The organism is Actinoplanes sp. CA-142083, from assembly GCF_050942195.1.
Taxonomy (GTDB): domain Bacteria; phylum Actinomycetota; class Actinomycetes; order Mycobacteriales; family Micromonosporaceae; genus Actinoplanes.
In genome coordinates, this window is record NZ_CP192076.1 from 2,698,948 (window position 1) to 2,723,791 (window position 24,844).

General features: G+C 70.9%; 17 protein-coding genes and 1 pseudogene. 11 read left to right on the forward strand and 7 right to left on the reverse strand.

Translation table 11 applies throughout. The annotated features are described in order from the left end of the window. Positions 1–26: 26 nt before the first annotated feature. Both ACQPZX_RS12765 and ACQPZX_RS12770 read left to right on the forward strand, forming a co-directional pair. Positions 27–1,013: an EamA family transporter gene (locus tag ACQPZX_RS12765; RefSeq protein WP_433379039.1), complete on the forward strand. Its 987-nt coding sequence runs from the start codon at positions 27–29 to the stop codon at positions 1,011–1,013. Between the two features lie 251 nt (positions 1,014–1,264). Then, positions 1,265–1,642: pseudogene (locus ACQPZX_RS12770) on the forward strand (DedA family protein); the annotation flags it as partial. A gap of 84 nt (positions 1,643–1,726) precedes the next feature. On the opposite strand, the gene ACQPZX_RS12775 reads toward ACQPZX_RS12770, so the two are convergent. Together ACQPZX_RS12775 and ACQPZX_RS12780 are read right to left on the reverse strand one after the other, a co-directional pair. Then, positions 1,727–2,437: an HAD family hydrolase gene (locus ACQPZX_RS12775; protein ID WP_433379041.1), complete on the reverse strand. Its 711-nt coding sequence runs from the start codon at positions 2,435–2,437 to the stop codon at positions 1,727–1,729. Continuing rightward, complete coding sequence (locus tag ACQPZX_RS12780) at positions 2,415–3,824, reverse strand: amino acid permease (RefSeq protein ID WP_433379044.1); 1,410 nt, start codon at positions 3,822–3,824, stop codon at positions 2,415–2,417. Before ACQPZX_RS12780 ends, ACQPZX_RS12775 begins: the two co-directional genes overlap by 23 nt. Before the next feature lie 128 nt (positions 3,825–3,952). Between ACQPZX_RS12780 and ACQPZX_RS12785 the strand changes: the two genes are divergently transcribed. Beyond that, entirely contained in the window at positions 3,953–7,324 is a 3,372-nt protein-coding gene (locus tag ACQPZX_RS12785) for a phosphodiester glycosidase family protein (RefSeq protein ID WP_433379047.1), read from the forward strand. An 85-nt stretch (positions 7,325–7,409) separates the two neighbouring features. Continuing rightward, complete coding sequence (locus ACQPZX_RS12790) at positions 7,410–10,628, forward strand: GH92 family glycosyl hydrolase (RefSeq protein WP_433379050.1); 3,219 nt, start codon at positions 7,410–7,412, stop codon at positions 10,626–10,628. Between the two features lie 58 nt (positions 10,629–10,686). Here ACQPZX_RS12790 and ACQPZX_RS12795 read toward each other — a convergent pair whose 3' ends face one another. The 4 genes from ACQPZX_RS12795 to ACQPZX_RS12810 all read right to left on the reverse strand — a co-directional run bounded on the left by ACQPZX_RS12795 (position 10,687) and on the right by ACQPZX_RS12810 (position 15,941). Next, a complete protein-coding gene (locus tag ACQPZX_RS12795) occupies positions 10,687–12,012 on the reverse strand; it encodes a lipase family protein (RefSeq protein WP_433379053.1) in 1,326 nt (441 codons plus the stop codon). A gap of 1,336 nt (positions 12,013–13,348) precedes the next feature. After that, positions 13,349–14,053 (reverse strand): ABC transporter permease, encoded by a 705-nt coding sequence (locus ACQPZX_RS12800; RefSeq protein ID WP_433385210.1) that lies wholly within the window; start codon positions 14,051–14,053, stop codon positions 13,349–13,351. A gap of 50 nt (positions 14,054–14,103) precedes the next feature. After that, positions 14,104–15,135 (reverse strand): ABC transporter substrate-binding protein, encoded by a 1,032-nt coding sequence (locus tag ACQPZX_RS12805; protein ID WP_433379056.1) that lies wholly within the window; start codon positions 15,133–15,135, stop codon positions 14,104–14,106. Further along, on the reverse strand, positions 15,132–15,941 hold the full coding sequence (locus tag ACQPZX_RS12810) for a methyltransferase (protein ID WP_433379059.1): 810 nt from the start codon (positions 15,939–15,941) through the stop codon (positions 15,132–15,134). The genes ACQPZX_RS12805 and ACQPZX_RS12810 overlap by 4 nt, the downstream gene beginning before the upstream one ends. Positions 15,942–16,135: 194 nt before the next feature. Here ACQPZX_RS12810 and ACQPZX_RS12815 point away from each other — a divergent pair, with 194 nt between their 5' ends. From ACQPZX_RS12815 to ACQPZX_RS12830, 4 genes are all read left to right on the forward strand, one after another. Further along, a complete protein-coding gene (locus ACQPZX_RS12815; RefSeq protein ID WP_433379062.1) occupies positions 16,136–16,900 on the forward strand; it encodes an XRE family transcriptional regulator in 765 nt (254 codons plus the stop codon). Continuing rightward, entirely contained in the window at positions 16,900–18,429 is a 1,530-nt protein-coding gene (locus ACQPZX_RS12820) for an AMP-binding protein (RefSeq protein ID WP_433379065.1), read from the forward strand. Before ACQPZX_RS12815 ends, ACQPZX_RS12820 begins: the two co-directional genes overlap by 1 nt. Before the next feature lie 30 nt (positions 18,430–18,459). Next, positions 18,460–20,220, forward strand: a complete 1,761-nt coding sequence (locus tag ACQPZX_RS12825; protein ID WP_433379068.1) for a protein kinase domain-containing protein — start codon at positions 18,460–18,462, stop codon at positions 20,218–20,220. Between the two features lie 92 nt (positions 20,221–20,312). Then, positions 20,313–21,161, forward strand: coding sequence for a TIGR03619 family F420-dependent LLM class oxidoreductase (locus ACQPZX_RS12830; RefSeq protein WP_433379071.1), 849 nt, complete (start codon positions 20,313–20,315; stop codon positions 21,159–21,161). On the opposite strand, the gene ACQPZX_RS12835 is transcribed toward ACQPZX_RS12830, so the two are convergent. Further along, the gene (locus tag ACQPZX_RS12835; protein WP_433379074.1) at positions 21,158–22,687 is read right to left on the reverse strand and encodes a phospholipase D-like domain-containing protein; all 1,530 of its coding nucleotides are present in this window, start codon (positions 22,685–22,687) and stop codon (positions 21,158–21,160) included. The genes ACQPZX_RS12830 and ACQPZX_RS12835 overlap by 4 nt on opposite strands. Positions 22,688–22,770: 83 nt before the next feature. On the opposite strand from ACQPZX_RS12835, the gene ACQPZX_RS12840 reads away from it, so the two are divergent. Genes ACQPZX_RS12840 through ACQPZX_RS12850 form a run of 3 tightly spaced genes read left to right on the forward strand, consistent with a single transcriptional unit; the run spans position 22,771 to position 24,838 of the window. Continuing rightward, positions 22,771–23,589: a hypothetical protein gene (locus ACQPZX_RS12840; RefSeq protein ID WP_433379077.1), complete on the forward strand. Its 819-nt coding sequence runs from the start codon at positions 22,771–22,773 to the stop codon at positions 23,587–23,589. Between the two features lie 2 nt (positions 23,590–23,591). After that, on the forward strand, positions 23,592–23,957 hold the full coding sequence (locus tag ACQPZX_RS12845) for a hypothetical protein (protein WP_433379080.1): 366 nt from the start codon (positions 23,592–23,594) through the stop codon (positions 23,955–23,957). Continuing rightward, on the forward strand, positions 23,954–24,838 hold the full coding sequence (locus ACQPZX_RS12850) for a hypothetical protein (protein ID WP_433379083.1): 885 nt from the start codon (positions 23,954–23,956) through the stop codon (positions 24,836–24,838). The genes ACQPZX_RS12845 and ACQPZX_RS12850 overlap by 4 nt, the downstream gene beginning before the upstream one ends. Positions 24,839–24,844: the final 6 nt, after the last annotated feature.

Genomic DNA, 24,844 nt, shown 5'->3' on the forward strand with positions numbered 1-24,844 from the left:
GCCTCCTGACGGGCATGGGTTGGGTGATGACGGCGGCCGCGGGGGCGGCCGCCGCGTGGGGGCTCTCCGACTTCCTCGCCGGCCTGCTGGCGCGCCGCTTGCCGGTCCTGACGATCCTGATCGGGTCGCGGATCGCCGCTATGTTGCTGGCGCTGCTGGTGGTGGCCGTGCGGGGTATACCGCCGGTCTGGGACAACCGGTTGTGGCTGGCGGTCGCGGCCGGGCTGGTCGGGCTGCCGTCGATGGGCCTGCTCTACCGCGCGATGCGGGACGGTTCCCCGGCCGTGGTGGCGCCGGTCGCCGCGGTCGCGGCGGTGGTCCCGGTCGGGTGGGGCCTCCTGCACGGCGAGCGCTTGGGCGTAGGCGCCGCCCTGGGAGTCACGATGGGCCTGGTCGGCGCCACAATGGCAAGCTGGCCGGTGCCCAGCGGCGACCGCCACGTGCCCGGCGGCGACCGCCACCTGCCCAGCGGCGAGCGGCAGGTGCCAAACGGCGAGCGGCACGTGCCCAGTGGCGAGCGGCAGGTGCCCAGCGGGGAGCGCCACGTGCCCAGCGGCGAGCGCCACTTACCCAGTGGCGAGAAACGCCTACCTGACGGCGAGCGGCGTCGCATGCAGCGGTCGGCGAATCTGTGTGCGCTCGGGGCGGCGCTCGGCTTCGGCGTCTATTTCGTGCTCCTGCCCGAAGCGGGCGCGACCGACCCGGTCTGGGCGCTCGCCATCGCCCGCATCACCGAGGGCATCGGCGCGCTGATCCTCGCGCTCGCCCTCGGCCGCTGCGACCGCACGCTGCTCCGGGCTCCGATCATCGCGGTCGGCGCGACCGACGCCGCTGCCGACGCCGCCTTCCTCGCGGCCGCCGCGGCCGCGCTCACCCCGGCGGCGGTGGTGGCGTCCCTCTACCCGGCGGTCACGCTGCTGCTCAACCGCTCGCTGTTACGCGAGCGACTGCACACCGTCCACCTCTACGGCGTGGTGGCCGCCGTCTTCGCCGTCGCCTGCCTGGCTCGATGACAGCGCGCGGTGACGGCGGGCGGTGACAGCGCGCGGTGACGGCGGCGGCGGTGGCGCGCGGCGGTGGCGGGCGGTGACGGCGGGCGATGAGGGCGCCCGACGACAGGAGCGGGATGACCGCGGCCGACGGAAGGCGCGCGATGAAAGACGCCCATCAACGGTGGTGTTATGCCCACCCCTGATCGGCGTGGTCGCACCATCGTGGCGGGCGCGCTCGGATCCGTACGGTCGAAGGCATGCTTGACCAGCTCATGCCGCTTGTTTCGTCGCCCTGGCTCTATCTGATCGTGTTCGCGGCGGTGGCCCTCGACGGCTTCATCCCGATCGTGCCGTCCGAGACCGTGGTGATCGGTCTGGGTGCTCTCACGGCGACCGGCCGCCCCCACCTCGTCGCCCTCGCCGCCGCCGTGGTGGCGGGCGGGATGGCCGGCGACCGCGTCTCCTACCTGCTCGGGCGCAAGGCGGGCGGCCGGATCCGCAAGGGGCGGCTGGGCGCGGCGAAGCGAAAGGCGGAGCTTGCGCTCCTGCGTCACGGCGGGGTCGCGATCCTGGTCGGGCGATTTCTCCCGTACGGCCGGACCGCCACCGCCATGACGTCGGGCTCGGTGCGGCTGCCTCGCGGACGGTTCCGGCTGTTCAGCGGGCTGGCGAGTGCCGCCTGGGCCGCGTACGCGATCGGCCTGGGCCGCCTCGGCGGCGCGACCTTCGCGCATTCACCGCTGCTGGGCGCCGCCTTCGGCATGGTTCTCGGGCTGGTCTTCGCCGCGTTCCTCAAGCGCTCGTATCGCGGAAATGATCTCGGGGAAGGTGCCGACGGCGGCGGTGACGTGCGCGGCCTCGAACTCGTCGAGCCGGCGTACGCCGCTCTGCAGGCAGGCGATGAAGGCCATGCCGGCCCCGCCGGCGGCCACCGCGTCGCCCGGTGAGTCGCCCACGTAGACGCATTCGCCAGGGTGGAAGCCGGTCTCGGCGAGCAACTCGTCGAAGACCCGGGGGTCGGGCTTGCGGAAGCGGGTGTTGCCCTGGTGGTAGGCGCCGGTCACCCGACTTGCCAGGGCGTGGTCGGGCGCGAGCAGGTGCAACACCTCCGCCTCGGCCCGCGAGGTGAGCAGCAGGACCGTGCGGCCGCCCTCGACCAGCGCGTCGAGGGCGGCGAGGTTCTCCGGCGGGATCACGTCGAGCCGGCCCTCGGCGAGGTAGCGCCGGTTCGCGGCCGGGAACAGCTCGGCGAACCGGCCCAGGTCGACGCCGGGCGACCGGTGCGGCATGGCGTCCAGCAGCGGCTCGCCCCACGTGGCGAGGTGCGCCTGCCGGGTCATCGGGGCGCGGCCCATCAGGGCGAGCACCTCGTTCTCCAGGTCGTACGAGGCGGCTTCGGTCAGGCTCAGGGTGTCGTCGACGTCAACGATCACTGCTCGGATCACGGTCCGAGCGTAGGGCGGAATGGCGGTAGCTGTAGAACGCGTACACGATGATGCCCAGCACGAACCAGACGGCGAACCGCAGCCACGTGATCGGGGACAGGAACGTGATCAGCCAGATCGAGAAGATCACGCCGATCGCCGGGACCACGGGCATGGCCGGCAGGCGGAACGAGCGGGGCAGGTCGGGCCGGCGGTAGCGGAGCACGATGACGGCGACGCAGACGACGACGAAGGCGAGCAGGATGCCGATGTTGGTCAGCTCGGCGGCCTCCTCGATCGGCAGGAACCCGGCGAACAGCGCCGAGACGACGCCGGCGATCCAGGTCACCCGGCTGGGCACCTGCCGCCGCGGGTGCAGGCGGGCGAACCAGGACGGCAGCAACCCGTCGCGGCTCATCGAGTACCAGACGCGGGTGACACCGAGCATGAAGGTGAACATCACGGTGAGGATGCCGACGATCGCGCCGACCGCGATGATGTCGGCCAGGCCGGAGAGCCCGACCGAGGCGAACGCCGACGAGAAGCCGCTCTCCGGGTCGATCTCCGTGTAGTGCTGCATGCCGGTGAGCACCAGGCAGGCCAGCACATACAGCACCATCGAGATGACCAGCGACCAGATGATGGCCTTCGGCAGGTGCCGCCGGGCGTCGCGGGACTCCTCGGCGGCGGTGCTCATCGCGTCGTAGCCGAACACCGCGAAGAAGACGGTGGCCGCGCCGGTGACCGCGCCGCCGAAGCCGAACGGGAAGAACGGCGTGTAGTTCGCGGTGTTGATGTGGAACGCGCCGACCACGATGACCAGCAGCACCACCGCGACCTTGATCCCGACGACCACGGTCTCGGCGCGGGCCGCCGTGCGGATGCCCTGGTTCAGCAGGTACGCGATGAGCAGGCACAGCAGCACCGCGAACAGGTCGACCACGTGCCCGTCGCCGGTGCCGGGCGCGCCGAGCATCCAGCCGGGCAGGTGGATGCCGACGTCGTCGAGCAGGAACGAGAAGTAGCCGGAGATGCCGATCGCCACCACCGAGACGATCGCCGTGTACTCCAGCAGCAGGTCCCAGCCGATGAACCAGCCGACGATCTCGCCGAGGACCGCGTAGCCGTACGTGTAGGCCGATCCGGCCCGGGGGATCAGGCCGGCGAACTCCGCGTACGAGAGGGCGGCGCATGCGGACGCGACGCCGGCGATCAGGAACGAGATGACCACGGCCGGCCCGGCGGTCTTGTTGGCCACCGCGCCGGCGAGCGCGAAGATGCCGGCCCCGATGATGCCGCCCACGCCGATCGCGGTGAGCTGGAACAGGCCGAGCGAGCGTTGGAGGCCGGTCTCCTCGTCGCTCACGATGTCGTCGACCGGCTTGCGGCGGAACACGGACGTATCCATAAATCTCGATACAACTCCTGCGTCTCGCGCAGTTCAACCGTTCACAGGAAGTCCGAGCGCGATTCACGCCCGCGTCGGTCAAGATCCCTAGCTTCGGTTTGTTCCAAGAGCTCAACCGAAGGAACCACATGAGAACAAAGGCCTTGCTGGCGGGCACCCTCGCCACGGCCGCGTGGCTGCTCGCGTCGCCGGCACCCGCGAATGCGGCGCCTGCCACCGGTGGGATCCCGCTGATCGACACCGCCGAGAGGATCGGTCCGGGGATCGACCTGAAGCACGTGCAGGCGCTCGACGCGAGCGGCTGGTACGACGCCCGCTTCCTGACCGTCGACCTGTCCAACCGCGCGGTCAGCACCGACCTGCTGACCTCCGGCCCGGTCGCGTCCGGCGGCCCATTGAGCACCGCCGCCAACAAGGCCGGCGCGGTGGCCGGCGTGAACGGCGAGTTCTTCGACATCGGCAACACCAACGCGGCGCTGGGCGGCGAGATCCAGAACGGCCAGCTGCTGAAGACGGCCGACGCCAACGGCCGCCAGCACGTCGGCGTCAGCAAGGACGGCGTAGCGCAGCTTGTGGATCTCGCCGTCGACGCCAAGGCGACGTTCGCCGGCACCGACCACAAGGTCCTGACGATCAACGCGGCCAACGGCGGCGGCGTCCCGGCCGACGGACTCGTCGCCTTCACCGCGGGGTGGGGCACGGCCGGCCGCAACGGCGGCTTCACGAGCGTCGACGTCGCGCAGGTGGCCGAAGTCGTGGTGGCCGGCGGCAAGGTCGTCTCGGTGGCGCCGACCGGCCCGGCCGGCTCGGGCGCGATCCCGGCGGACGGCTTCGTGCTGGCCGGGCGGGGCACCTCGGCGGCCGCGCTGCGCGCGCTGGCCCCCGGCGACCCGGTCACGCTCTCGTACGGACTGTCCAACGACGCCTCCAAGGCGATGAAGTTCGCCCTCGGCAACGGCGGGACCGTGGTCTCCGGCGGCAAGGTCGTGCCGGGCCTCGACACCTCGATCGCGCCGCGCACCGCGCTGGGCTTCAAGGACGGCGGCCGCACGCTGGTGCTGGCCACCTGGGACGGACCGGGCGGCACCGGCAAGGGCGGCGTCGGCATCGACAAGGAGGCGCGCGACCTCGCCGCGCTCGGCGTGCAGACCGCGGTCAACCTGGACGGCGGCGGCTCCAGCACGATGGTCGCCCGCGAGCTGGGCGACACCGAGGCGACCGTACGGAATGTGCCGTCCGACGGCCACGAGCGCAACGACCCCAACGGCGTCGGCGTGTTCGTCTCCCCGGGCGACGGCAAGCTGCACGACCTGCTGATCGATTCCGCGGCCGGCGACAAGGTCTTCCCCGGCCTGCACCGGCCGCTCGTGGCCAAGGGCGTCGACAACCACCAGACCCCGGTCGCGGTGAACCAGAAGTCGGTGCGCTGGCACGCCGTCGGCGGGTCGATCAAAGACGGCGTGGTCAGGGCCGGCAGCAAGAAGATCTTCGTCACGGCAAGTGAGGGGCACGAGATCGCCGCGAAGAGGATCGAGGTGCTCGGCGCGCTCGACCAGGTGGAACTCTCCGCCGAGCGGCTCAGCATCGCCGACGCGACCGCCGACCAGGCCGCCACGGTCAGCGTCACCGGGCGCGACAACCAGGGCTACACCGCCCCGATCGACCCGTCCGACCTCAAGCTGACGTACGACCACAGCGTCGTGGAAGTCCAGTCCGTCGGCGGCAACCTCAAGGTCGTCCCGCTGAAGGCGGCCGGCACGATCCTGACCGTCACGGTGGCCGGCAAGTCGGTCCAGCTGCCGATCACGATCGGCGTGCAGAACGTCACCGCGTACGAGTTCAGCGACGACGTCCTCGCCCGCTGGCGCAACAACAGCACCGCCGCGACCACCTTCTCGAAGGACCCGGACGGCCTGAAGATCGACTTCGCCGCGATGCGCAACGTCGGCATCTCCGCGACCTCGGTCGCCAACCGGGTCACCGTTCCGGGCCAGCCACTGCGCCTGCGCGTACGGATGAAGTCGAGCATCGCCGTGCCGAGCGGCCTGACCTACGTCGGCTACTACGACGGCAACGGCAAGGCCTCCGGCGTGTACGGCACGGCCCTGGTCCCCAGCGCCGACTGGCAGTACGCCACCTTCACGCTGCCCGGCAACACGGTGTTCCCGATCTCGATCTCGAGCTTCCAGGGCATCAACACCAGCGTGGCCGCCCAGAAGGCGGGCACGTTCGTGCTCAACCGCATCGAGGCCGACGTGCCCACCTCGATCGACCTGCCGGCCGAGCCCGCCCTGGTCGCCGACCGGCTGATCTCGGCCGACGGCACGCTGTCCTCGTCGAGGAGCACGTGGAACTTCGCGTCGATGTCGGACGTGCAGTTCACCGCCGACAACCCGGCCCTGGCCCAGGTGGCGACCGCCGAGATCCGGCGGATCCGGGCCACCAAGCCCGATCTGGTGATCCTCAACGGCGACATCACCGACCGGGGCCTGCCGCAGGACCTCTCGCTGGCCCGGCAGGTGCTCACCGACGCGGGCTGCGACCTGGTCCCGGCCGGCCAGGAGCCTTCTGGCAAACCCGGCACGGTGCCCTGCTACTACGTGCCGGGCAACCACGAGTCCTACGGGCTCAACAACACCCAGTCGGACCTGACCAACTTCACCAAGGAGTTCGGCCGGCCGTACCGGACCTTCGACCACAAGGGCACCCGTTTCATCCTGCTGGCCAGCTCGCTCGGCACGCTGCGCGGCACGGCCTGGGATCAGTGGCCGATGTTCCAGCAGGCCCTCGCCGACGCGCAGCGCGACCCGTCGGTGCGCAACGTGGTCGTGGCCGCCCACCACCCGGTGGACGACCCGGCCGAGACGAAGTCCAGCCAGCTCGGCGACCGCACCGAGGTCGCGCTGATCGAGAAGCTGCTCACCGACTTCCGCAGCAAGACCGACAAGGGCGCGGTCATGCTCGGCTCGCACGCGCAGATCGCGAACGTCCACCGGATCGAGGGCGTCCCGTACTTCGTGCACCCGTCGTCGGGCAAGGACCCGTACGGCACGCCGGACCGGGGCGGCTTCACCGGCTGGGTCGACTGGTCCGTCTCCCGCGACAAAAACGAGTGGCTGGAGGCCGACGTCCGCGCCTTCGCTCAGTCGATCACGCTGAACGCGCCGGAGACGCTCGAAAAGGGCACTACGAAAGAGCTCAGCGGCAGCATCGTCCAGCCCGAAGGCGTGTCGACCGGCACCCGGGTGGTGCCGCTGCGCTACCCGATGTCGGTGCACTGGAGTGGATCGCGCAACCTCGCGATCGGCAGCGGTGACCGGGCGATCGCCGAGGCCCGCCACAGCGGCAAGGTGGCGATCCTCGACCCGGTGACGCGCAAGCTGACCGCGCTGGGCCGCGGCCAGGTCACGGTGACCGTCACGAACGACTCGATGCGGCCGTACACGGACGACGCCTCGCTCGCGCCGGTTGCGACATCGAAGACCATCCAGGTGAAGTAGCCGAAAGCGACATCGAAGGTCTTGACTGGTCAGGCGGCGGCCGACAACGTTGTCATGGGCATCCCCACTCCCTTGAAGGAGTCCCATGATCAAACAGTTGGTCGCCGTCCTGATCACCGCCGCGTCGATCACCATCCCCGCAAGCGCCGCCGCGGCGGCAGGAGACCTCGTCACCGGATTCGAGTCCGGCCAGACTCAACCCACCTGGACCAACAGCGTCGAGAGCAGCGCCGGTGTCGGCGGCTACTGCTGCGGCCTGACCGGCATGGAGAGCGGCACCCGCACCGAGACCGCCCACACCGGCACCACCGCGCTCATGTATTCCGGCTCGGATACCAGCGCCACCTCGAGCTTCTCGTACAACCGGATCCTCGACGTCGACATCCCCGTCGCCGCCGCCACCACACTGTCCTATTGGGTGTATCCGCAGAGCGGCGGCAACCTCGACGTGGCCGTGGACCTGGCGTTCACCGACGGCACGTTCCTGCGCGACTCGGGCGCGGTCGACCAGCACGGCGTCCGCGTGCACCCGAGCTTCCAGGGCAGCAGCAGCGTGCTGAGCTTCAACACCTGGAACTACGTCACCTCGGCGATCGGCGCCACGGTCGCCGGCAAGACGATCGACCGGGTGCTCATCGGCTACGACCGGCCCGAGGGGACCGGCACGTTCCGCGGCTACTTCGACGACATCAGCATCACCGCCGACGCCGCGGCCGCCTCCCTCGCCGATTACGTCGACACCCGCCGCGGTTCGAACTCCGACTTCAGCTACTCGCGCGGCAACACCTTCCCCGGCGCGACCGTGCCCAACGGCTTCAACTTCTGGACGCCGGTGACCAGCGGCAACAGCGACGGCTGGCTCTACCAGTACAGCGCGACGACCGTCCAGGGCTTCGCGATCAGCCACGAGCCGAGCCCCTGGGTCGCCGATTACGGGCAGCTGCAGGTGATGCCGATGACCGGCAGCATCAAGGCCACGCCGGACGCCCGCAAGTCCACGTTCAGTCACGCCAACGAGGTCGCAAAGGCCCATTACTACAAGACAAGGCTTGACACGTACGGCATCACGGCCGAGATCGCACCGACGGACCACGCGGGGGTCATGCGCTTCACGTTCCCCTCCGCCTCCGAGTCGGTGATCCTCTTCGACACCATCGACAGCGCGAGCGGCTCGATCACCGTTGACACCGCCGGGCGCACCATCTCCGGATACACCGACCAGAACGGGCAACGGCTCTACTTCTCGGCCGCCGTCGACCACGCCATCGCCGCGACCGGCCAGGTCAGCGGCGGCGGCGCCACCAGTTGGATCCGCTTCGCCACCACCGCGAACGAACAGGTCACCCTGCGGATGGGGACATCCTGGATCAGCGTGGCCCAGGCCGCCGCGAACCGCACCCAGGAGGTGGGTTCGAAAACCCTTGATTCCGTACGGGATGAAGCGGCCGCCCAGTGGAACGCCGTCCTCGGCAAGGTGGCCATCGAGGGCGCCACGACCGACCAGCTGGTGACCTTCTACTCCAACCTGTACCGCGTCTACATGTACCCGAACAACCGCTCCGAGATGGTCGGCGGGGTCCGCAAGTACTTCAGCCCCTACGACAACCAGCTCCGCGACGGCCAGATGTACGTCAACAACGGCTTCTGGGACACCGCCCGCGCCGTGTGGCCGCTGTATACCTTGCTGTCGCCGACGAAGACCGGCGAGATGCTCGACGGATTCGTCAACGTATACAAGACCGCCGGTTGGACGCCGAGCTGGTCGGGCCCGTGGAACAAGGCCGTCATGCCGGGCACGAATCAGGATCTGGCGTTCGCGGACGCGTACGTGAAAGGCATCCGCAACTTCGACTACCAGGCGGCGTACGCGTCGGCGGTGAAGAACGCGACCGTCTACTCGTCCAACGCCAACGGCCGCTCCGGGCTGCAGGTCTCGCCGTTCAAGGGGTACCTGCCCTCGGACGTACGCGGAGACTCGCTCTCCTGGACGATCGAGGACGCCACCAGCGATTTCGGGATCTACCAGATGGCCACCGCGCTCGGGAAGACCGACGACGCGGCGTACTTCCGCAATCGCACCCTCGATTACGCCAACCTCTATTCGCCATCGGTCGGCTTCTTCCGCGGCAAACAGAGCAACGGCAATTGGCGTACGAGTGACGCCGACTTCAAACCGCAGTCGTGGGGCTGCGAGTACACCGAGGGCAATGCCTGGCATTACGCGCTCCCGGCGCCGCAGGACCCGCAGGGCATGGCCAACCTGTACGGCGGGCGCGCCCAGCTCTCCGCGAAGATCGACTCGGTGATCGCAGCCTCCCGCGACTACCTCCCCGGCTGCTACGGCGGGGTCATCCACGAGATGCGCGAGGCCTACGACACCAACATGGGCCAGTACGCGCACGCCAACGAGCCCATCCACCACATGCTCTACATGTACAACTACGCCGGCACCCCGTCGAAGACGCAGAACCAGGTGCGCAACGTCCTCACCAAGCTCTACAGCTCGGGCGCGGGCAACGGCAACGGCTACCTCGGCGACGAGGACAACGGCCAGATGTCGGCCTGGTACGTCTTCAGCGCACTCGGCTTCTACCCGGCCCGGATGGGCAGCACCGACTACACGATCGGGGCGCCGCTCTTCCCGAAAGCCACGATCACGCTGGAGAACGGCCGGACGCTCACGGTCAGCGCGCCCGGGGTGAGCGACACCAACCGCTACATCCAGAGCGCCACGCTCAACGGCGCCGCCTACACGAAGAACTACCTCACCCACGCCGACCTGACGGCCGGCGGGACGCTCACCTTCACCATGGGGTCGAGCCCGTCCTCCTGGGGCACCGGCGACGCGGCCATCCCGCCGTCGCTGACCACCGGCACGGCCGCGCCGGCGCGGCTGACCGATCGGGCCACCGGCGGCACCCTAACCGTCAGCGGCGAGAACGCCCCCAACGAGGCACGCGCCGCGCTCACCGACGACACATCGCTGACCAAGTGGCTGACGTTCGCGAACACCGCCACCATCACCGATCAGCTCACCGGCGCGGTGGCGGTCAAGCAGTACACGCTCACGTCCGCCAACGACTTCCCCACCCGCGACCCGCGAGACTGGACCCTGCAGGGCTCCAACGACGGTACAAATTGGACGACGGTCGACACCCGCACCAACGTCGACTTCGCCGACCGGCGCCAGACCCGGCCGTTCGCCGTGTCCGGCAGCGCTTCGTACTCGCGCTACCGGCTCGTCGTCTCCGCCAACCACGGCGCCGCCGAGACCCAGCTGGCCGAGCTGCAACTGCTCGGCTGACGCAAGCCGGCCCGGGGTTCCGCCGCCGTCCGGCGGAACCCCGGGCGACTCCCAGGGCCTACGGCTGGATCGGCAGGATTCCGCAGGTGGAGATCGAGGGCAGACCGGCCAATCGGTTGGTGAGCCAGTCCACCGCCGTGCCCTGGTCGCTCAGCAGCGGCCCGAAGTGGTTGAGCAGCGGGCTGATCGCGTTGGGCAGGATCACCGGGGCGTAGACGACGTCGCCGCCGAGGCGGCACCAGTCCACGGCCATCGTGCGCGCCTGGGCGTGCGGCACGAGGTTGTCCATCACGCCGGTGGCCACCCGGACGACCCCGGTGGGCTTCTTCGTGCCGATGAGCTGGTCGCCGATGAAGGCCTTGAGGCGGGGCTCGGCCGCGATGATCTGGGACAGCGACTGGCCGGTCGTCGTCCACGAGGAGCTGCGCTGGTAGGCGTACCCGAAGAGCGCGTCGCCGACGCACATGGTGGTCAGGTCCTTCAGCGCGCCGCGGCCGGCGGCGCTGAGGTATTTGTCGAGCAGCGGCTGCAGCTCCGGCTCGGTCTGGGCGAACCCGTTGACCGCCCAGCCCAGCGCGCCCACCAGCTCGGTGCCGTCGATCGCGGCGGTGACCGCGGCCAGGTTGGCCGGCGGCGCGCCCGAGTACGTGGCCTTGAGCCTGACGTCGGGAGCGTAGGACGACTGCAGCTCCGCCGCCGAGGCGACCGCGCCGCCGCCCTGGCTGTATCCGTAGAGCCCGACCGCCGAGCTCGCGGTGAGCGAGGTGCCGGAGAGCGCCTTGGCGGCCCGGGCGGCGTCCAGCACGGCGTGGCCCTCGTCCACCCGGTTGACGTAGGTGTGCAGCCGGTCGGTCGCCCCGAGCCCCGCGTAATCGGTCTCGACGACGGCGATGCCCTTGGCGAGCAGCCGGTACATGGCCAGCACCTCGTACCCGATCGACAGGGTGGTCTGGTTGTCCTCCGTCCCGATGATCAGGCCCTTCTGCAGGGCCAGCGAGGTGGAGCACTGGTCACCCTGGCCCATCGTGCCGGGCGCGAGAACCACCAGCGGCCGTGCGCCCTGTCCCCGCCAGGAGGCGGCCGGTTCGACGTAGGCGCCGGTCACGGCGACCGGGCCGCCACCGGCGTCGGTGGACTTGTACATGATCCGGGTGGCGGTGCCCGGGAGGCGGGAGTCGATGCCGGGCAGCGACAGCGCGAGGGGGAGGGGCTCGCTGCGGATCAGCGCGCCGTTGGCCGTGGGCAGCGTCGCCGGCGGCGTGTAGAAGTCGGGGATGGTGACGCCGCGGGAGACGACGGCGGCCGAGGCGGGGAGCGGCGCGAAGCCGGCCCCGGCGAGCGTCGCGGCCAGCAGCGCAGCGGGTATGCGAAGACGAACGGACATGTCCAGCCTCCTGGGTTACCGCAGTGTTACCGGACGGTAACCAGGCGAAATGAGACAATCCAGAGGCTCAAAATCTCATTCCGGCGAGCGCATGCAGCGACGCGGGAAAGGCGGAGACGCCGCGGGTGGCGTCCCTTCCGGGAGCGTCGGCGATCACAGCCGGCGAATGAACCTGTCGTCGACCGGCGGTCCAGATCCAGCGGGACTGCGAGATGCGGTCGTTCTCGAAGACGCGACGCTTGCCATGGCCCGGGTTGCGCGTGGTGCGGCTTCGTGGGCCCGTGGCGGTTGTCGCCGGCCGGGCTGGATCGCCATGGCCCGGGGTCGTGCGTGGTCGGCCGTCATGCGGCCCGTCACCCGCCGCCTGCCTCCCACCTCAGCGCCCGGTGCACCTCAGTGCCCGGCGCACCTCAGTGCCCGGCGCACCTCAGTGCCCGGCGCACCTCAGTGCCCGGCGCACCTCAGTGCCCGGCGCACCTCAGTGCCCGGCGCACCTCAGTGCCCGGCGCACCTCAGTGCCCGGCGCACCTCAGCGCCCGGCGCACCTCAGCGCCCGGCGGCCTCAACGCCCGTCGCATCTCGCGCCCTCGCATCTCGCGCCCTCGCATCTCGCGCCCTCGCATCTCGCGCCCTCGCATCTCGCGCCCTCGCATCTCGCGCCCGGCGCACCTCAGCGCCCGACACACCTCGTGCCTGGCGGCCTCGCGCTGAGATCTTGATGAGTACCTGTTAGCGGCGAACGGGAACTCATCATCGTTGGCGGCGCTCGATCAACTGCTGGTGGCTATAAACGGATATTTCCGGCGCGGGCGCCGGAGGGATCTCGCACAGTGGACGGCTCGGCCAGTTGGCGGGACGTGGGGCCAGCATGCGGGACCAGATCCTGCTGGGTGAGAGGCGCCGCCACATCGCGGGACGTAACCGCGAGCGCGACGGGCCGCAGCACCGCAACCGCCCGCGACCCGGGCCATGGCAGCCCAGCTCAACCACCGATTGCCGCGACGGGCCGCACGACGCCGAGCCACGCACGCGCCCGGGCCATGGCAGCCCCGCGCAGCCGGCGACAACCGCGACGGGCCGCACGACGCCGAGCCACGCACGCGCCCGGGCCATGGCAGCCCCGCGCAGCCGGCGACAACCGCGACGGGCCGCACGACGCCGAGCCACGCACGCGCCCGGGCCATGGCAGCCCAGCGCAGCCGGCGACAACCGCGACGGGCCGCACGACGCCGAGCCACGCACGCGCCCGGGCCATGGCAGCCCAGCGCAGCCGGCGACAACCGCGAGGGGCCGCACGACGCCGAGCCACGCACGCGCCCGGGCCACCGACGACCGCTCAGTCGGTGATGGCGCGGGCCCAGGGCAGGAGGATCCGCTCGGCGGCGACCAAAACGTAGAACAAGCCGACGCTGATCGCGGCCAGCAAAGTGATTGCGGCGAAAGCGGTGCCGGTGTCGGCGCCGGCGTTCTGGATCACGTAGCCGAGGCCGCCGGTGGAACCGGAGAGCTCGCCGACCAGAGCGCCGATCACGGCGAGCGGCATGGCGGTCTTCAAACCTACGAAGATCTGGGGCATGGCGGCCGGCAAGCGGAAGCGCGTGAGGATCTGCCAGCGTGACGCGGGGAGCGAGCGGGCCAGCTCGATCATCTCGGCGGGGGTTCGGGTGAGGCCGGCCACGCAGGCCAGCAGGATCGGGAAGGTGCACAGGAGCACGACCATGACCACCTTGGGGCCTTGGCCGAAGCCCATCCACACCAGCAGCAGCGGGGCGAAGGCGAGCTTGGGGACGGCGTTGACGGCGACGATGCTGGGCATCAGGGCGCGCTCGATGGTCTCCGAGGTGGCCAGGAGGCCGCCTACCGCCAGGCCCAGGCCGACGGCGATCAGGTAGCCCTGGATGACCTCCAGCAGGGTGGTCACCGCGTTCGAGGCCAGGTAGCCGATCGAGTTGACCAGGGCGGTGACCACCTGCGGCGGGGTGGGGGCCAGGTAGGACTCGATGCCGAGGACGATGATCGCGGCCCACCAGGCCGCGATCATCGCCACCGCGCCGAGCGCGGGCAGAAGGATCCGGGTGATGATCGGTTTGCCTACTTCTTGGCTGTGGGGATCTCGTACGTGACCACGTCGTCGGGGCTGAGGCCCGCGGGGATGATACCGGCGCTCTGGATCACGGCGATGTTGCGGACGACCCGCTGGCGGTCGAGGACGCCGATGGCGCCGCCGCTGTTGGCGCTCTGCACGTACGGCTTCATCAGCGTGGTCTCGGCCGCGGCGACCTTGGCGGGCTGGAGTTTCTGGTACTTGGCGTAGATCTCGCCGGCCTCGTCGGGGTGCTCCAGCGCGTACTGCAGGCCCTTGAGCATGGCGTCGTTGAACGCCTTCACCTGCTTGGGGTCGTCGGCGAGGGCCTTCTTGGTGACGGCCAGGCCGTTGCCGTACAGGTCGGTGAGGTAGGTGCTGAACGGCATGATCACGGCCTGGCGGCCCTTGGCGGCGTTCTCGACGGCCGGCTTGCCGACGGCGAACTGGGTGGCGGCGTCGATGCTGCCGGCGGCGAGGTTCTGCGCCATCTGTGCGGGCGGCATCGGCACCCATTGGATCTTGCTGGCGTCCACGCCGGCGAGTTTGGCGTAGGCGCCGAAGAGGGTGTAGACGACGCCACCGGGGATGTAGGCGATCTTCTTGCCGGCCAGGTCGGACGGGCGGGAGATCCCGCTGTCGCTGAGCGCCATGATGCACGAGAGGTTCAGCTGCTGGACGGCGCTGACCACGGTGAAGTCGGTGAACGTCTTCTCGCCGTACGCGATGAGCGCTGCGGTGATGTCCACGATGGCGTAATCGGCCCGGCCGGACTGCAGGAGCTTCAGGTTCTGCTCGGTGCCGTTGCCGGGCTGCACCTTGACGTCGAGCCCGGCCTCCTTGAAGAACCCCTTCTCCATGGCCACGTAGATGTACGCCTCGCGACCCTGCACACCGGCGCCGGTCAGGTACGTGACCGTCTTCAGCGCACCGCCCGCCGCGGGGGCGGCCTTCTGTTCGGTGCCGCTGCCGCCGTCGCACGCGGCCAGCAGGGTCAGCGCCGCAACAAAGGCGAGCGCGCGTCGTCGTACGGAAATCATGCCTTCCTCCGACCCATCGTCGACAGCAGGAGAATCCCGCGCAGGACCACGCGCGGATCGAGTGCCAGTTCGGCCAGCAGGTCCAGCTCGTCGGCGGTCATGCCGGCGGCGATCAGGCGCTCGCGCTGCTCGGTCGAGCCGGCCCAGGCGAGCAGCGCCGCCCCGGTGCCGCCGCGCCACGAGCCCTGCCAGCTCTGCGTGTCCACGTCTTCGAGGCCGGCGTCCTCCATGGCGCCGAACAGCCCCCGGCACCACGTGGGGTCCTGCCCGGCCGAGCGCAGCACCTGGGAAAGGGCCGTCTCGTAGTGCGCGAAGATCTCGTGCAAGCGCTGGTCGGGCGTGGTGAGGACGGCCCGGGTCCAGTTGGTCTCCATCTCCTCGATCACCAGCACGCCGCCCGGCTTCAGGGCGCCGGCCAGCCGGGCGAGGATCTCGCGCCGCTCCGGCAGGTGCTGCAGGACCGCGCGGGCGTGGATGCCGTCGAACTGGCCCGCCGGCAGGGGGTCGACGAGAATGTTGTGCTCGAGGACGGTCACTCCGGAGTGTTCCCGGATGTGCTGCGGGCGCACGTCGGTGGCGATCACCTCGCCCCGCGGCCCGACCCGGTCGGCCAGCCATCCGGCGATCGTGCCCGCCCCCGCGCCGATCTCCAGCCAGCGTGCGCCCGGGGCGACCCCCGCCTCGGCGAGCCGGCTGGTGGTGAACGGGTCGTGCATCTGCCCGAGCGCGTCCAGCAGCGGCGCGGCGGTGGGCCGGTCGTTGCTGAACGCGTACGGTGTCCCGGCGTCCCGGACGGCCATAGGCATGGACCATTCCTCTCGACGTTTTTGTTGACGATTTCGTTGATGTTGATCAACGTCTCGAAGCGCCTGCTAGTTTGACGGACGTCGATGGGACGTTTCACCCGCCCTGTAGGGATCTTTCGGAGACGTACCGTCCAGCTGAAATGTCCAAAGAAAAAACTTGAAAAGTGCCCGTACGTACCGGCACGGTTGTCGATGTGACCAAGCCTCTGCCGAACGAGCGACTGCGAGCGCTCATGCTCCAGCGCGGAATAAGCACCGAGGAGTTGGCCGCCAAGTGCGCCATCGACACGAAAAGCGTCGAGCGCTGGCTGTCGCACGGGCGCGTGCCGCATCGGCAAAATCGCTGGACAGCGGCGAAATTGCTGGACGCCGACGAGACCTATCTCTGGCCCAGCATCCTGACCCGGGGCGTCCAGGGCCGGGGCGCCGGCCGGTCCGAGCTGATCGAGCTGTACCCCGATCGGGCGAGCGTGCCGCGCGAGACCTGGCTGCGGCTTCTCGGCGAGGCAACCACCAATGTGGACGTTCTGGTGCACTCCGGCACCTTCTTCGCGCAGGTGCAGCCGCGCATCGCCGACGAGCTCGCCGAGCGGGCCCGCGAAGGCGTACGCGTAAGGCTCTGTTTCGGTGATCCGGCCTGCGCCGCGGTGGCGGTGCGCGACGAGGAAGAAGGCCTGGGTAACACGTTGTCGGCGCACATTCGTGCGAGTTTGATCTACTACCGCAGCCTCGTCGGCGTCGAGGGCGCCGAGATAAGGCTGCACAATACAACTCTTTACAACAGCCTTTTCCGGTACGACGATCAGTTGATCGTCAACCCGCACGTCTACGGCAGTCCGGCCAGCCTGAACCCCGCGATACGCCTTCAGCGGATCGACGGCGGTCTACTATTCGATCTTTATTGCTCGGCCTTCGAGCGTATTTGGAACGCGGCGGAGCGGTGGCAGGGATTCGATTGATGAAGCACAGCCTGTCCTTCGAGCCGTTGTCCCCGGTGTCGTTCCTGGACCGCTCGGCCGAGGCGCACGGCGACCGGATCGCCGTCGTCGACGGTGCGCGCCGGTGGACGTACGCGGAAATGCGCGACCGATGCCGCCGCCTGGCCGGCGCCCTGGCCACGCGGGCGCGAGGGCGTCCGGTGGCGGTGCTGACGCCCAACACCCACGTGCTGCTGGAGGCGAACTTCGGGGTGCCGTGGGCGGGGGTTCCGCTGGTCGCGGTGAACACCCGGCTGTCGGCGGGGGAGATCGACTACATCCTCGCGCACTCCGAGGCCTCGATCCTGATCCACGACTTCGACGACGTCGCGGCCCAGCTGCGGACACCCGTGGAGAGGATCAGCGCGGGGGAGGAGTACGAGCGGCTGCTGGCCGATGCGACGCCGCGCGTGATCGAGCCGGCCGACGAGCGTGGCCTGCTGTCGATCAACTACACCTCGGGCACGACCGGCCGGCCCAAGGGCGTGATGTACCACCACCGCGGCGCGTACCTGCAAGCCGTCGCCATGGCCGGCCACACCGGACTGTCGCCGTCGTCGGTGCACCTGTGGACGCTGCCGATGTTCCACTGCAACGGCTGGTGCTTCCCGTGGGCGGTGACCGCGGCCGGCGCGACCCACGTGTGCCTGCCCCGGATGGACCCGGCCGAGGTGTGGCGGCTGATCCGCGACGAGCGCGTCACCCACCTCAACGGAGCGCCCACGGTGCTGTCGATGCTGGCCTACGCCCCCGAGGCGGGCGACGGCGTGCCCGGCGGCCGGGTCGTGCGGGTCGCCACCGGGGGAGCGCCGCCGTCGCCGGCCATCCTGCGGCGGATGGCCGAGCTGGGCTTCGACGTGACCCACCTCTACGGCCTGACCGAGACGTTCGGCCCCGCGATGATCTGCGACTGGCGGCCCGAGTGGGACGCGCTCGACGTCGACGGCCAGGCCCGCATGAAGGCCCGTCAGGGCGTGGCGAACATGGTCAACCTGACGCCGCGCATCGTCGACGCGGACGGCGCCGACGTGCCCGCCGACGGCAGGACGATGGGCGAGATCGCGCTGCGCGGCAACACCGTGATGCTGGGCTACCTCAAGGATCCGGACGCGACCGCGGCGGCCGCTCCCGACGGCTGGTTCCGCACCGGCGACCTCGGCGTCCGGCACCCCGACGGCTACATCGAGCTGCGCGACCGCCTCAAGGACGTGATCATCTCGGGTGGCGAGAACATCGCGTCGGTCGAGGTCGAGCAGGTGATCGCCGACCATCCGGCGGTGCTGGAGGTCGCGGTGGTCGCGGTCCCCGACGACCACTGGGGCGAGATCCCGGCCGCGTACGTCACGCTGAAGGAAGGCGCAAGCGCGACCGAGGAGCAGATCATCTCGTACGTCCGGAGCCGGCTAGCCCATTTCAAGGCGCCCAAGTCGGTGACGTTCGGCGACCTGCCCAAGACTTCGACCGGCAAGATCCAGAAGTACGTGCTGCGGGGGCGCCCGCCCGGCGAATGATCTGCGGGCCCGCCGGGTACATCGCCGGGCATGACTGCCGGACCGGTCCACGTGCACGACCGGTACCGCCTGGGCCGCACGCTGGGCGCGGGCGGCATGGGTCGTGTCTGGCAGGCCCGCGACGAGATCCTCGACCGGGACGTGGCGCTCAAGGAGATCCTGCTCCCGCCCGAGCTGCTCGACGCCGACCAGGAGGCGCTGCGCCGGCACACGCTGCGCGAGGGGCGGGCCGCGGCCCGGTTGTCGCATCCGGGTGTCGCCCAGGTCTACGACGCTTTCGAGTCGGACGGGCGCGCCTGGATCGTGATGGAGTACGTGCCGTCCCGCTCGCTGCAGGAGGTGCTCGACGCGGAGGGCCCGCTGCCGCCGCGGCGGGTGGCGGAGATCGGGCTGGCCGTGCTGGACGCGCTGAAGACGGCGCACGCGGCCGGGGTACGGCACCGCGACGTCAAGCCGGCGAACGTGCTGCTCGCCACCGACGGGCGGGTGGTGCTCACGGATTTCGGCGTGGCCGCGGTGGACGGCGAGAGCCTGGTGACGAGTTCGGGTCTGGTGATGGGGTCGCCGCGGTACATGGCGCCGGAGCGGGTGCGCGACGGCGAGACCAGCGCGGCCGGCGACCTGTGGTCGCTGGGGGCGACGCTGTACGCGGCGGTGGAGGGCCGTCCGCCCTATGCGGGCCGCTCGGTCATGGAGACGATCACCGCGGTCGTCGCGGAGGAGCCGCGGCCGGCCCAGCAGGCCGGCGAATTGCTCCCGGTGCTGGAGGGCTTGCTGCGGAAGTCGCCCAAGGAGCGCATCGACGCGGAAGAGGCGGAGAAGCGGCTGCGAGTGGCGCTCGAAGCACCGATGGAAGCGCCTCCCGCGCCGGACCCGTCGCCTGCGGCCGCCCCGTCGCCGGCGCCGCCCCCGGTCACCGCGCCGCCCGTGTCGGACCGGTCGCCCGCGCCGCCCGTGTCGGACCGGTCGCCCGCGCCGCCCGTGTCGGACCGGTCGCCCGCGCCGCCCGTGTCGGACCGGTCGCCCGAGGTCGCCCGGCCGCCGGCGTCGCACCCGCAGGCCGCGCCGCCCGTGTCACCGGCGCCTTTGGCGGCCCGGCGGCGGCGCCTGATGCGGGCGCTGATCGCCGCCGGAATCGTGCTCCTGCTCGTCGCCGCCGGCGTCACATGGTGGGCGTTGCGGTCCGATGCGGACAAACCGACCGCTGACCCGCCGGCCTCCGCGCCGCCTGTCACCTCTGCCGCCCCGTCGGCCGAGTCCTCGTCCGCGCCCTCATCCGCCACCTCGGCCGCCGCACCCGCGACCGTCAACGCCACCTCCGCCGCCGCTTCCGGCTCCGGCGGCGAGCGGCCGGCTCTCCCCGCTGGCTGGAACCTCTACCGCGACCCCACCGGCTTCTCCCTCTACGTGCCCACGGGCTGGAAGCGCAGCAAGGAACACGGCATGGTCTACTTCCGCGGGGCCGGTCGCGTGCTCGGGATCGACCAGACCAAGCAGCCACAGTGGAACCCGGTCGCCGACTGGCGCGGCAAGGCCGACTACCGCGTGGCCCGCGGCGACTTCCCCGGCTACCACGAAATCCACATCCGTGAGGTTGGTTACTTCCGCAAGGCGGCCGACTGGGAGTTCACCTTCGACCGCTCCGGCGTGCGGCAGCATGTGAACAACCGCGGAGTGGTGACGTCGGCCCATCAGGCATACGGCATCTACTGGCAGACGAGCGACGCCGAATGGGCGGCCGCCCAGAAGGATCTGCGCCTGGTGTTCGCCAGCTTCCGCCCCGCGGCCTGACCGGCTGGGCAACGGAAGAGGAGCGGGTTGTGGAACTGGGGATGGCATTGCCGACGTCCGGATCGCTGGCTTCGGTACCGAACATCAAACGGGTGGCCCAGGAAGCCGAGCGCCTCGGGTACGCGGCGCTCTGGACGTACGAAAGATTGCTCCGGCCGATGGCGAAAATCCTGCCCGGACCGGACGGGGATCTGCAGCGCATCCCGGCGGAGTATCGCGAGACCTACGAGCCACTCGAGACGCTGAGCTACGTGGCCGGGCTGACCGAGCGGATCCGGCTGGGCACCAGCATCGTGGACGCCCTGCTGCACGTGCCGGTGGTGCTGGCCCGGCGGTACGCGACGCTCGACCAGCTCAGCGGCGGCCGGGTCATCGCCGGGATCGGGCAGGGGTGGATGCCGCAGGAGTTCGCCACCGCCAAGGTGCCACTGAAGCGTCGCGGCGCCGGTTTCGACGAGGTGGTCGCGGCGATGCGGGCCTGCTGGGGGCCGGATCCGGTCTCCTATGAGGGGCGCTTCTACGCGATCGAGGCGTCCGAGCTGAACCCCAAGCCGGTCCAGGCGCACCTGCCGATCATCATGGGATCCAACTCCGAGGCCGGCCAGCGCCGGGCGGCAAGGATCGCCGACGGGGTCAACCCCAACGCTTTCTCGTACGAGCAGATGGTCGCCTCCGTGCGGACGTTCCGGACGGCCGCCGCCGAGCTGGGCCGGGACGCGGACGCGCTACCGGTGATCGCCCGCGCGAACGTGCCGATCACCGCCGACCCGCTCGGCGACGGGCGGCCGTACCTCGGTGGCTCGCCGGCCGAGATCGCCGGCGACGTCAAGCGGCTCGACGAGGCCGGCGTCGACCACGTGCTGTTCTACAACGTCGCGCCGGACGGCATCGAGAGCCACCTGCGCCTGATGGCCGAGCTGCGCGAGCGCGTGGCTTTCTAGGGCGGGCCGACCAGGGTCAGCACCGACTCGAGCGGGGCGAACCCGTCCGGCATGCCGGGGGTTCGCCACGAGCCGGCCGGCGCGTGCGGGGGCAGCCACTCCGGTCGGAAGATCCCCATGGCCAGGTCGAGGTCTTCCAGATGCTTGCGCAGGTCGTCGGTGAGCGGCGCGCGCAGGTGCTCGGCCCACAGCCGTACCCGCAGGTCGCGGACGGCGTCGCCGGTGCTGACCAGCGCCGCCGTCAGCTCGGTGTCGACGCCCGCCATCGAGCGGCTGAACAGGTTGGCCGAGCCGACGGCGGCGAACCGGTCGTCCACGATGACGATCTTGGAGTGGACCGTGAGGTGCTCGACCCGCCACAGGCCGACGTTGCGGCGCAGCGGCTGCGGCAACGGCTCGAGAAGCTTCTTCTGCAGGTCGGCGTTGATCGTGCCGTTGATCAGCGGTGACCCCTCGGCCGGGTCGCGGCTGCCCGAGCCGAGCAGGATCACCTTCACCCCGCGGGCCGCGGCCGCGCGCAGGTGCGCGTACATCTCGAAGCGCCGGTCGCCGCCCGGGTACTCGCGGAAGTACTGGTCCTCGATGTAGACGTAGCGCCGCGCGGCGTTGATCGCCTGCACCAGCGTGAGGTAGACCTCGTGCACGCCCTCGGGGGCCACGTCGCTGTAGTGCCGCCGCTCCCAGGGCAGCACCGAGTCGATGTACCAGGGGCCGACCGACCGCAGGACCTGGCAGGCCTCGCCGGGCGCCGCGTGGTCGGGCTGGGCCGGTGGCGGGGCGATCTCGGGCGGCATGCTCGACGGGTTGAGCACTTGCAGGCCGCGCACCGCCGGCCAGACGTACCGCTTGCGGGGCAGGTTGATCGCGCCGCTCCACCGCATGCGCAGCACATTCCAGACGTCGGCGGCGGCCGGGCCCTGGATGATCGCGCCGGCGTCGTGCCAGCCCCATCGGCCGCCGCGCACGGACTGCCGGTCGTGCGGCGTCTCGTCGACCCGGTTGGCCACGTAGTCGATGCCGCCGACGGCCGCGGTGATCTCGGTGCCCCGCCGGACCAGCGTGACCTTCTGATGGTTGGAGCCGATGCCGGAGCCGGACCAGTCGAGCAGCACGCGGTTGGCCAGCGGCGGCGGCGAGCCGTTGGCGCCGCGCCAGCGCCGCAGCCGGTGCGCCGAGCTCACGTTCTGGTGGAACGGGCCGATCGTGGGGCGGGCGATGCTGCTGCTCACCACCGCGCCGGCCAGCAGGACCCGCACGTCGACCCCGCGGCTCGCGAGCCGGGCCAGCACCCGGCCGAGCGGCTCATAGCCAGGATCGCCCTTGCGCTTCCCGGTCAGGTCCATCTCCGGTTCCAGCTGCAAACCGCAGATGTACGCCGCGTCGCCCGGCTCGAGCGAACTCAGCATCTCGCGCATCCGCAGCATCCAGCGGCGCCCGTCCACGACGGGCTCCACCGACGAGTTCTCCCGGTGGGCCGTCACCGCCGGGGACAGGTACGCAGCAACAAGATCGCCGAGCGACGCCATGGTCGGAACCATATAACGGCCGCCGCGGTGGAACGACCCGGTGACGGTGCCTTCCTAACCTGCGCCGAAAGGGGGTGGAGCCGATGAGCCTGCACACCGATGTCCTGCGGCAGGCGCTACGCGAGGATTTCGCGGACGCCGACGACGAGGAGCTGGAGGACGCCCTCGCCGAGATGGTCGCGGGCATGGATCCCGCGGAGGCGTTCAACTTCGCGAAGGCGCTGAACCAGATCGGCCACAGCGCGGGGCAGTTGCTGTCCGATCCGGCGGTCGCGTCGGTGGTGCGTACCGCGGCGCCGATCGCCGGGGGCGCGCTCGGAACGGTGATCGGAGGGCCGGTCGGTACGGCGCTCGGCACCCAGCTGGGGTCGCTCGCGGCGGGAGCGTTGCCCACTCGGCCCGCGCCGCGTCCCGCCCCGGTCCCGGCCGCCCCGGTCATGGCGGCCCCAGCCATGGCGGCGCCGGTCATGGCCGCGCCTTTCCCGGCCGCGCCTTTCCCGGCCGCGGGGGCACCAGTTATGGCCGCGCCGGGCATGGTGGCGGCCCCGGGCGTGGTGGGCGCGCCGGGTGGCTCGGCCGTGGCCGGCGGCTCGCCGGCCGCCGCTCAGGCGATCATCATGGCCAACCAGCGTGACCTGCTGCAGGGCCTGCTGCAGGCCGCGCTCGGCCAGTACGGCAAGCAGACCGTCGGCGGCGTCCCGGTGGCGCAGCTGCTCAGCTCGTTCGGCCGGCTCGTCGAGCAGGCGGCCGCGGACGCCGACGAGCTGAGCTACCTCTATCCCGGCGACGACGGCGAGAGTTTCCGGTCCGGACCGCCGCCGACGCCGCAGACCGTGTACACGAGCCTCGTCGACGCCGATCATCTCGAGCTCGCCGAGGCCCTCGACGAGGAATGGGACTGATCATGGCGGAGCTCGACGATGTGATGGCCCTGCTCGGGCAGGTGATCGCCGATCCGAGCGCCTTCGGCCAGCGGCTGGCCGAGCAGGCCGTGGCCCGGTTCGCCCAGGGCGCCGAGCCCGGCCACGTGGAGGCCGATCGGGTGGTCGACATGGCCTCCTTCGCGCCGAAGCAGGACGACAGCAGTGTGCTCCTCGCCGCGGCCCTGGGCGCCTGCGCCTGCTGGGGCGCCCAGGTCACCTGCCCCAGCTGCCACGGGGAGGGCTCGGCCGGCTGGACCGAGCCCGACGTGGCGCTGTTCCAGAAGTTCGTCGGCCCCGCGGTGGAGCGGCTGTCGGCGGCGGACCTCACCAGTGGAGGAAATCGATGAGCATCAGCGTGCTGGACAACTACGAGACCGAGGACTTCGACAGCGAGGCCGAGGACTTCGACAGCGAAGCCGACTACGACGGCGAGGACACCCGATCGGATGCAGCCCGCCGCCGGCGCGCCCGCCGCGTCCTGCTTGAACGGCAGCGCCTGGCCCAGCGCCGGCGCCTGCCGCAGCCGGTCACCCGGCCCGGGCCGCCGACCGCGCGGGCGACCGTCGCGGCGATCCGCAACCTGGACCTGAAGACCAAGGTCGGCGAGGACGAGCTGCGCCAGTCCCTGGAGGCGGCCAACCGCCGGGCCCGGATGGCCGGGTACGTGACCGCGACCAGCGTGGCCGTCGACCAGGCGCTAGACACCTTCGCCGACGACCTGGACGGCCACGACCTGGTCCGCAGCCTCATCCGCGTCGCGCCGCTGCTGCTCCTGTCGCCGCAGCGGACCCGCCCGGGGGTGGAGGGCTATCTGCTCGACCCGCGGGTGCTCGGCGGTGCGGCGGTCGCCGGGATCGCGGCCGTGGGCGCTTTCCGCAACCGCAACTCCGGCGTCGACCACATCGAGATCAACACCCCGGCGCCGCCGAACGTGGGCGACAAGGGCCGGTTCGTCGGCGTCGCGGTGGACGGCAAGGGCCGGGACGTCGACACGACGATCACCTGGGCGAGCGCCGACACGAACCTGATCAAGGTGGCGTCCAACGGCGACTTCGAGGCGATCGCGCCGGGAACCGCCCGGATCACGGCCGAGGCGAAAGGCGTGCGGCAGAGCTTCTTCGTGACCATCCAGGCCAAGGGCAACAACTACCAGGCCCAGGCGACCGGGGACGGCGACGCCTCCGGCGGCCGCGCCCGGAGCGGCCGCTCGGCCGGCGGGACCGCGTAGCGGCTC

Excerpts from the sequence above, each read along its gene's own strand:
- ACQPZX_RS12800 (WP_433385210.1), bottom strand. The coding sequence starts at position 14,053 with ATGATCGCGGCCTGGTGGGCCGCGATCATCGTCCTCGGCATCGAGTCC.
- ACQPZX_RS12810 (WP_433379059.1), bottom strand. The coding sequence starts at position 15,941 with ATGCCTATGGCCGTCCGGGACGCCGGGACACCGTACGCGTTCAGCAAC.
- ACQPZX_RS12785 (WP_433379047.1), top strand. The coding sequence starts at position 3,953 with ATGAGAACAAAGGCCTTGCTGGCGGGCACCCTCGCCACGGCCGCGTGG.
- ACQPZX_RS12780 (WP_433379044.1), bottom strand. The coding sequence starts at position 3,824 with ATGGATACGTCCGTGTTCCGCCGCAAGCCGGTCGACGACATCGTGAGC.
- ACQPZX_RS12820 (WP_433379065.1), top strand. The coding sequence starts at position 16,900 with ATGAAGCACAGCCTGTCCTTCGAGCCGTTGTCCCCGGTGTCGTTCCTG.
- ACQPZX_RS12825 (WP_433379068.1), top strand. The coding sequence starts at position 18,460 with ATGACTGCCGGACCGGTCCACGTGCACGACCGGTACCGCCTGGGCCGC.
- ACQPZX_RS12840 (WP_433379077.1), top strand. The coding sequence starts at position 22,771 with ATGAGCCTGCACACCGATGTCCTGCGGCAGGCGCTACGCGAGGATTTC.
- ACQPZX_RS12805 (WP_433379056.1), bottom strand. The coding sequence starts at position 15,135 with ATGATTTCCGTACGACGACGCGCGCTCGCCTTTGTTGCGGCGCTGACC.
- ACQPZX_RS12765 (WP_433379039.1), top strand. The coding sequence starts at position 27 with ATGACGGCGGCCGCGGGGGCGGCCGCCGCGTGGGGGCTCTCCGACTTC.
- ACQPZX_RS12790 (WP_433379050.1), top strand. The coding sequence starts at position 7,410 with ATGATCAAACAGTTGGTCGCCGTCCTGATCACCGCCGCGTCGATCACC.
- ACQPZX_RS12835 (WP_433379074.1), bottom strand. The coding sequence starts at position 22,687 with ATGGCGTCGCTCGGCGATCTTGTTGCTGCGTACCTGTCCCCGGCGGTG.
- ACQPZX_RS12845 (WP_433379080.1), top strand. The coding sequence starts at position 23,592 with ATGGCGGAGCTCGACGATGTGATGGCCCTGCTCGGGCAGGTGATCGCC.
- ACQPZX_RS12795 (WP_433379053.1), bottom strand. The coding sequence starts at position 12,012 with ATGTCCGTTCGTCTTCGCATACCCGCTGCGCTGCTGGCCGCGACGCTC.
- ACQPZX_RS12850 (WP_433379083.1), top strand. The coding sequence starts at position 23,954 with ATGAGCATCAGCGTGCTGGACAACTACGAGACCGAGGACTTCGACAGC.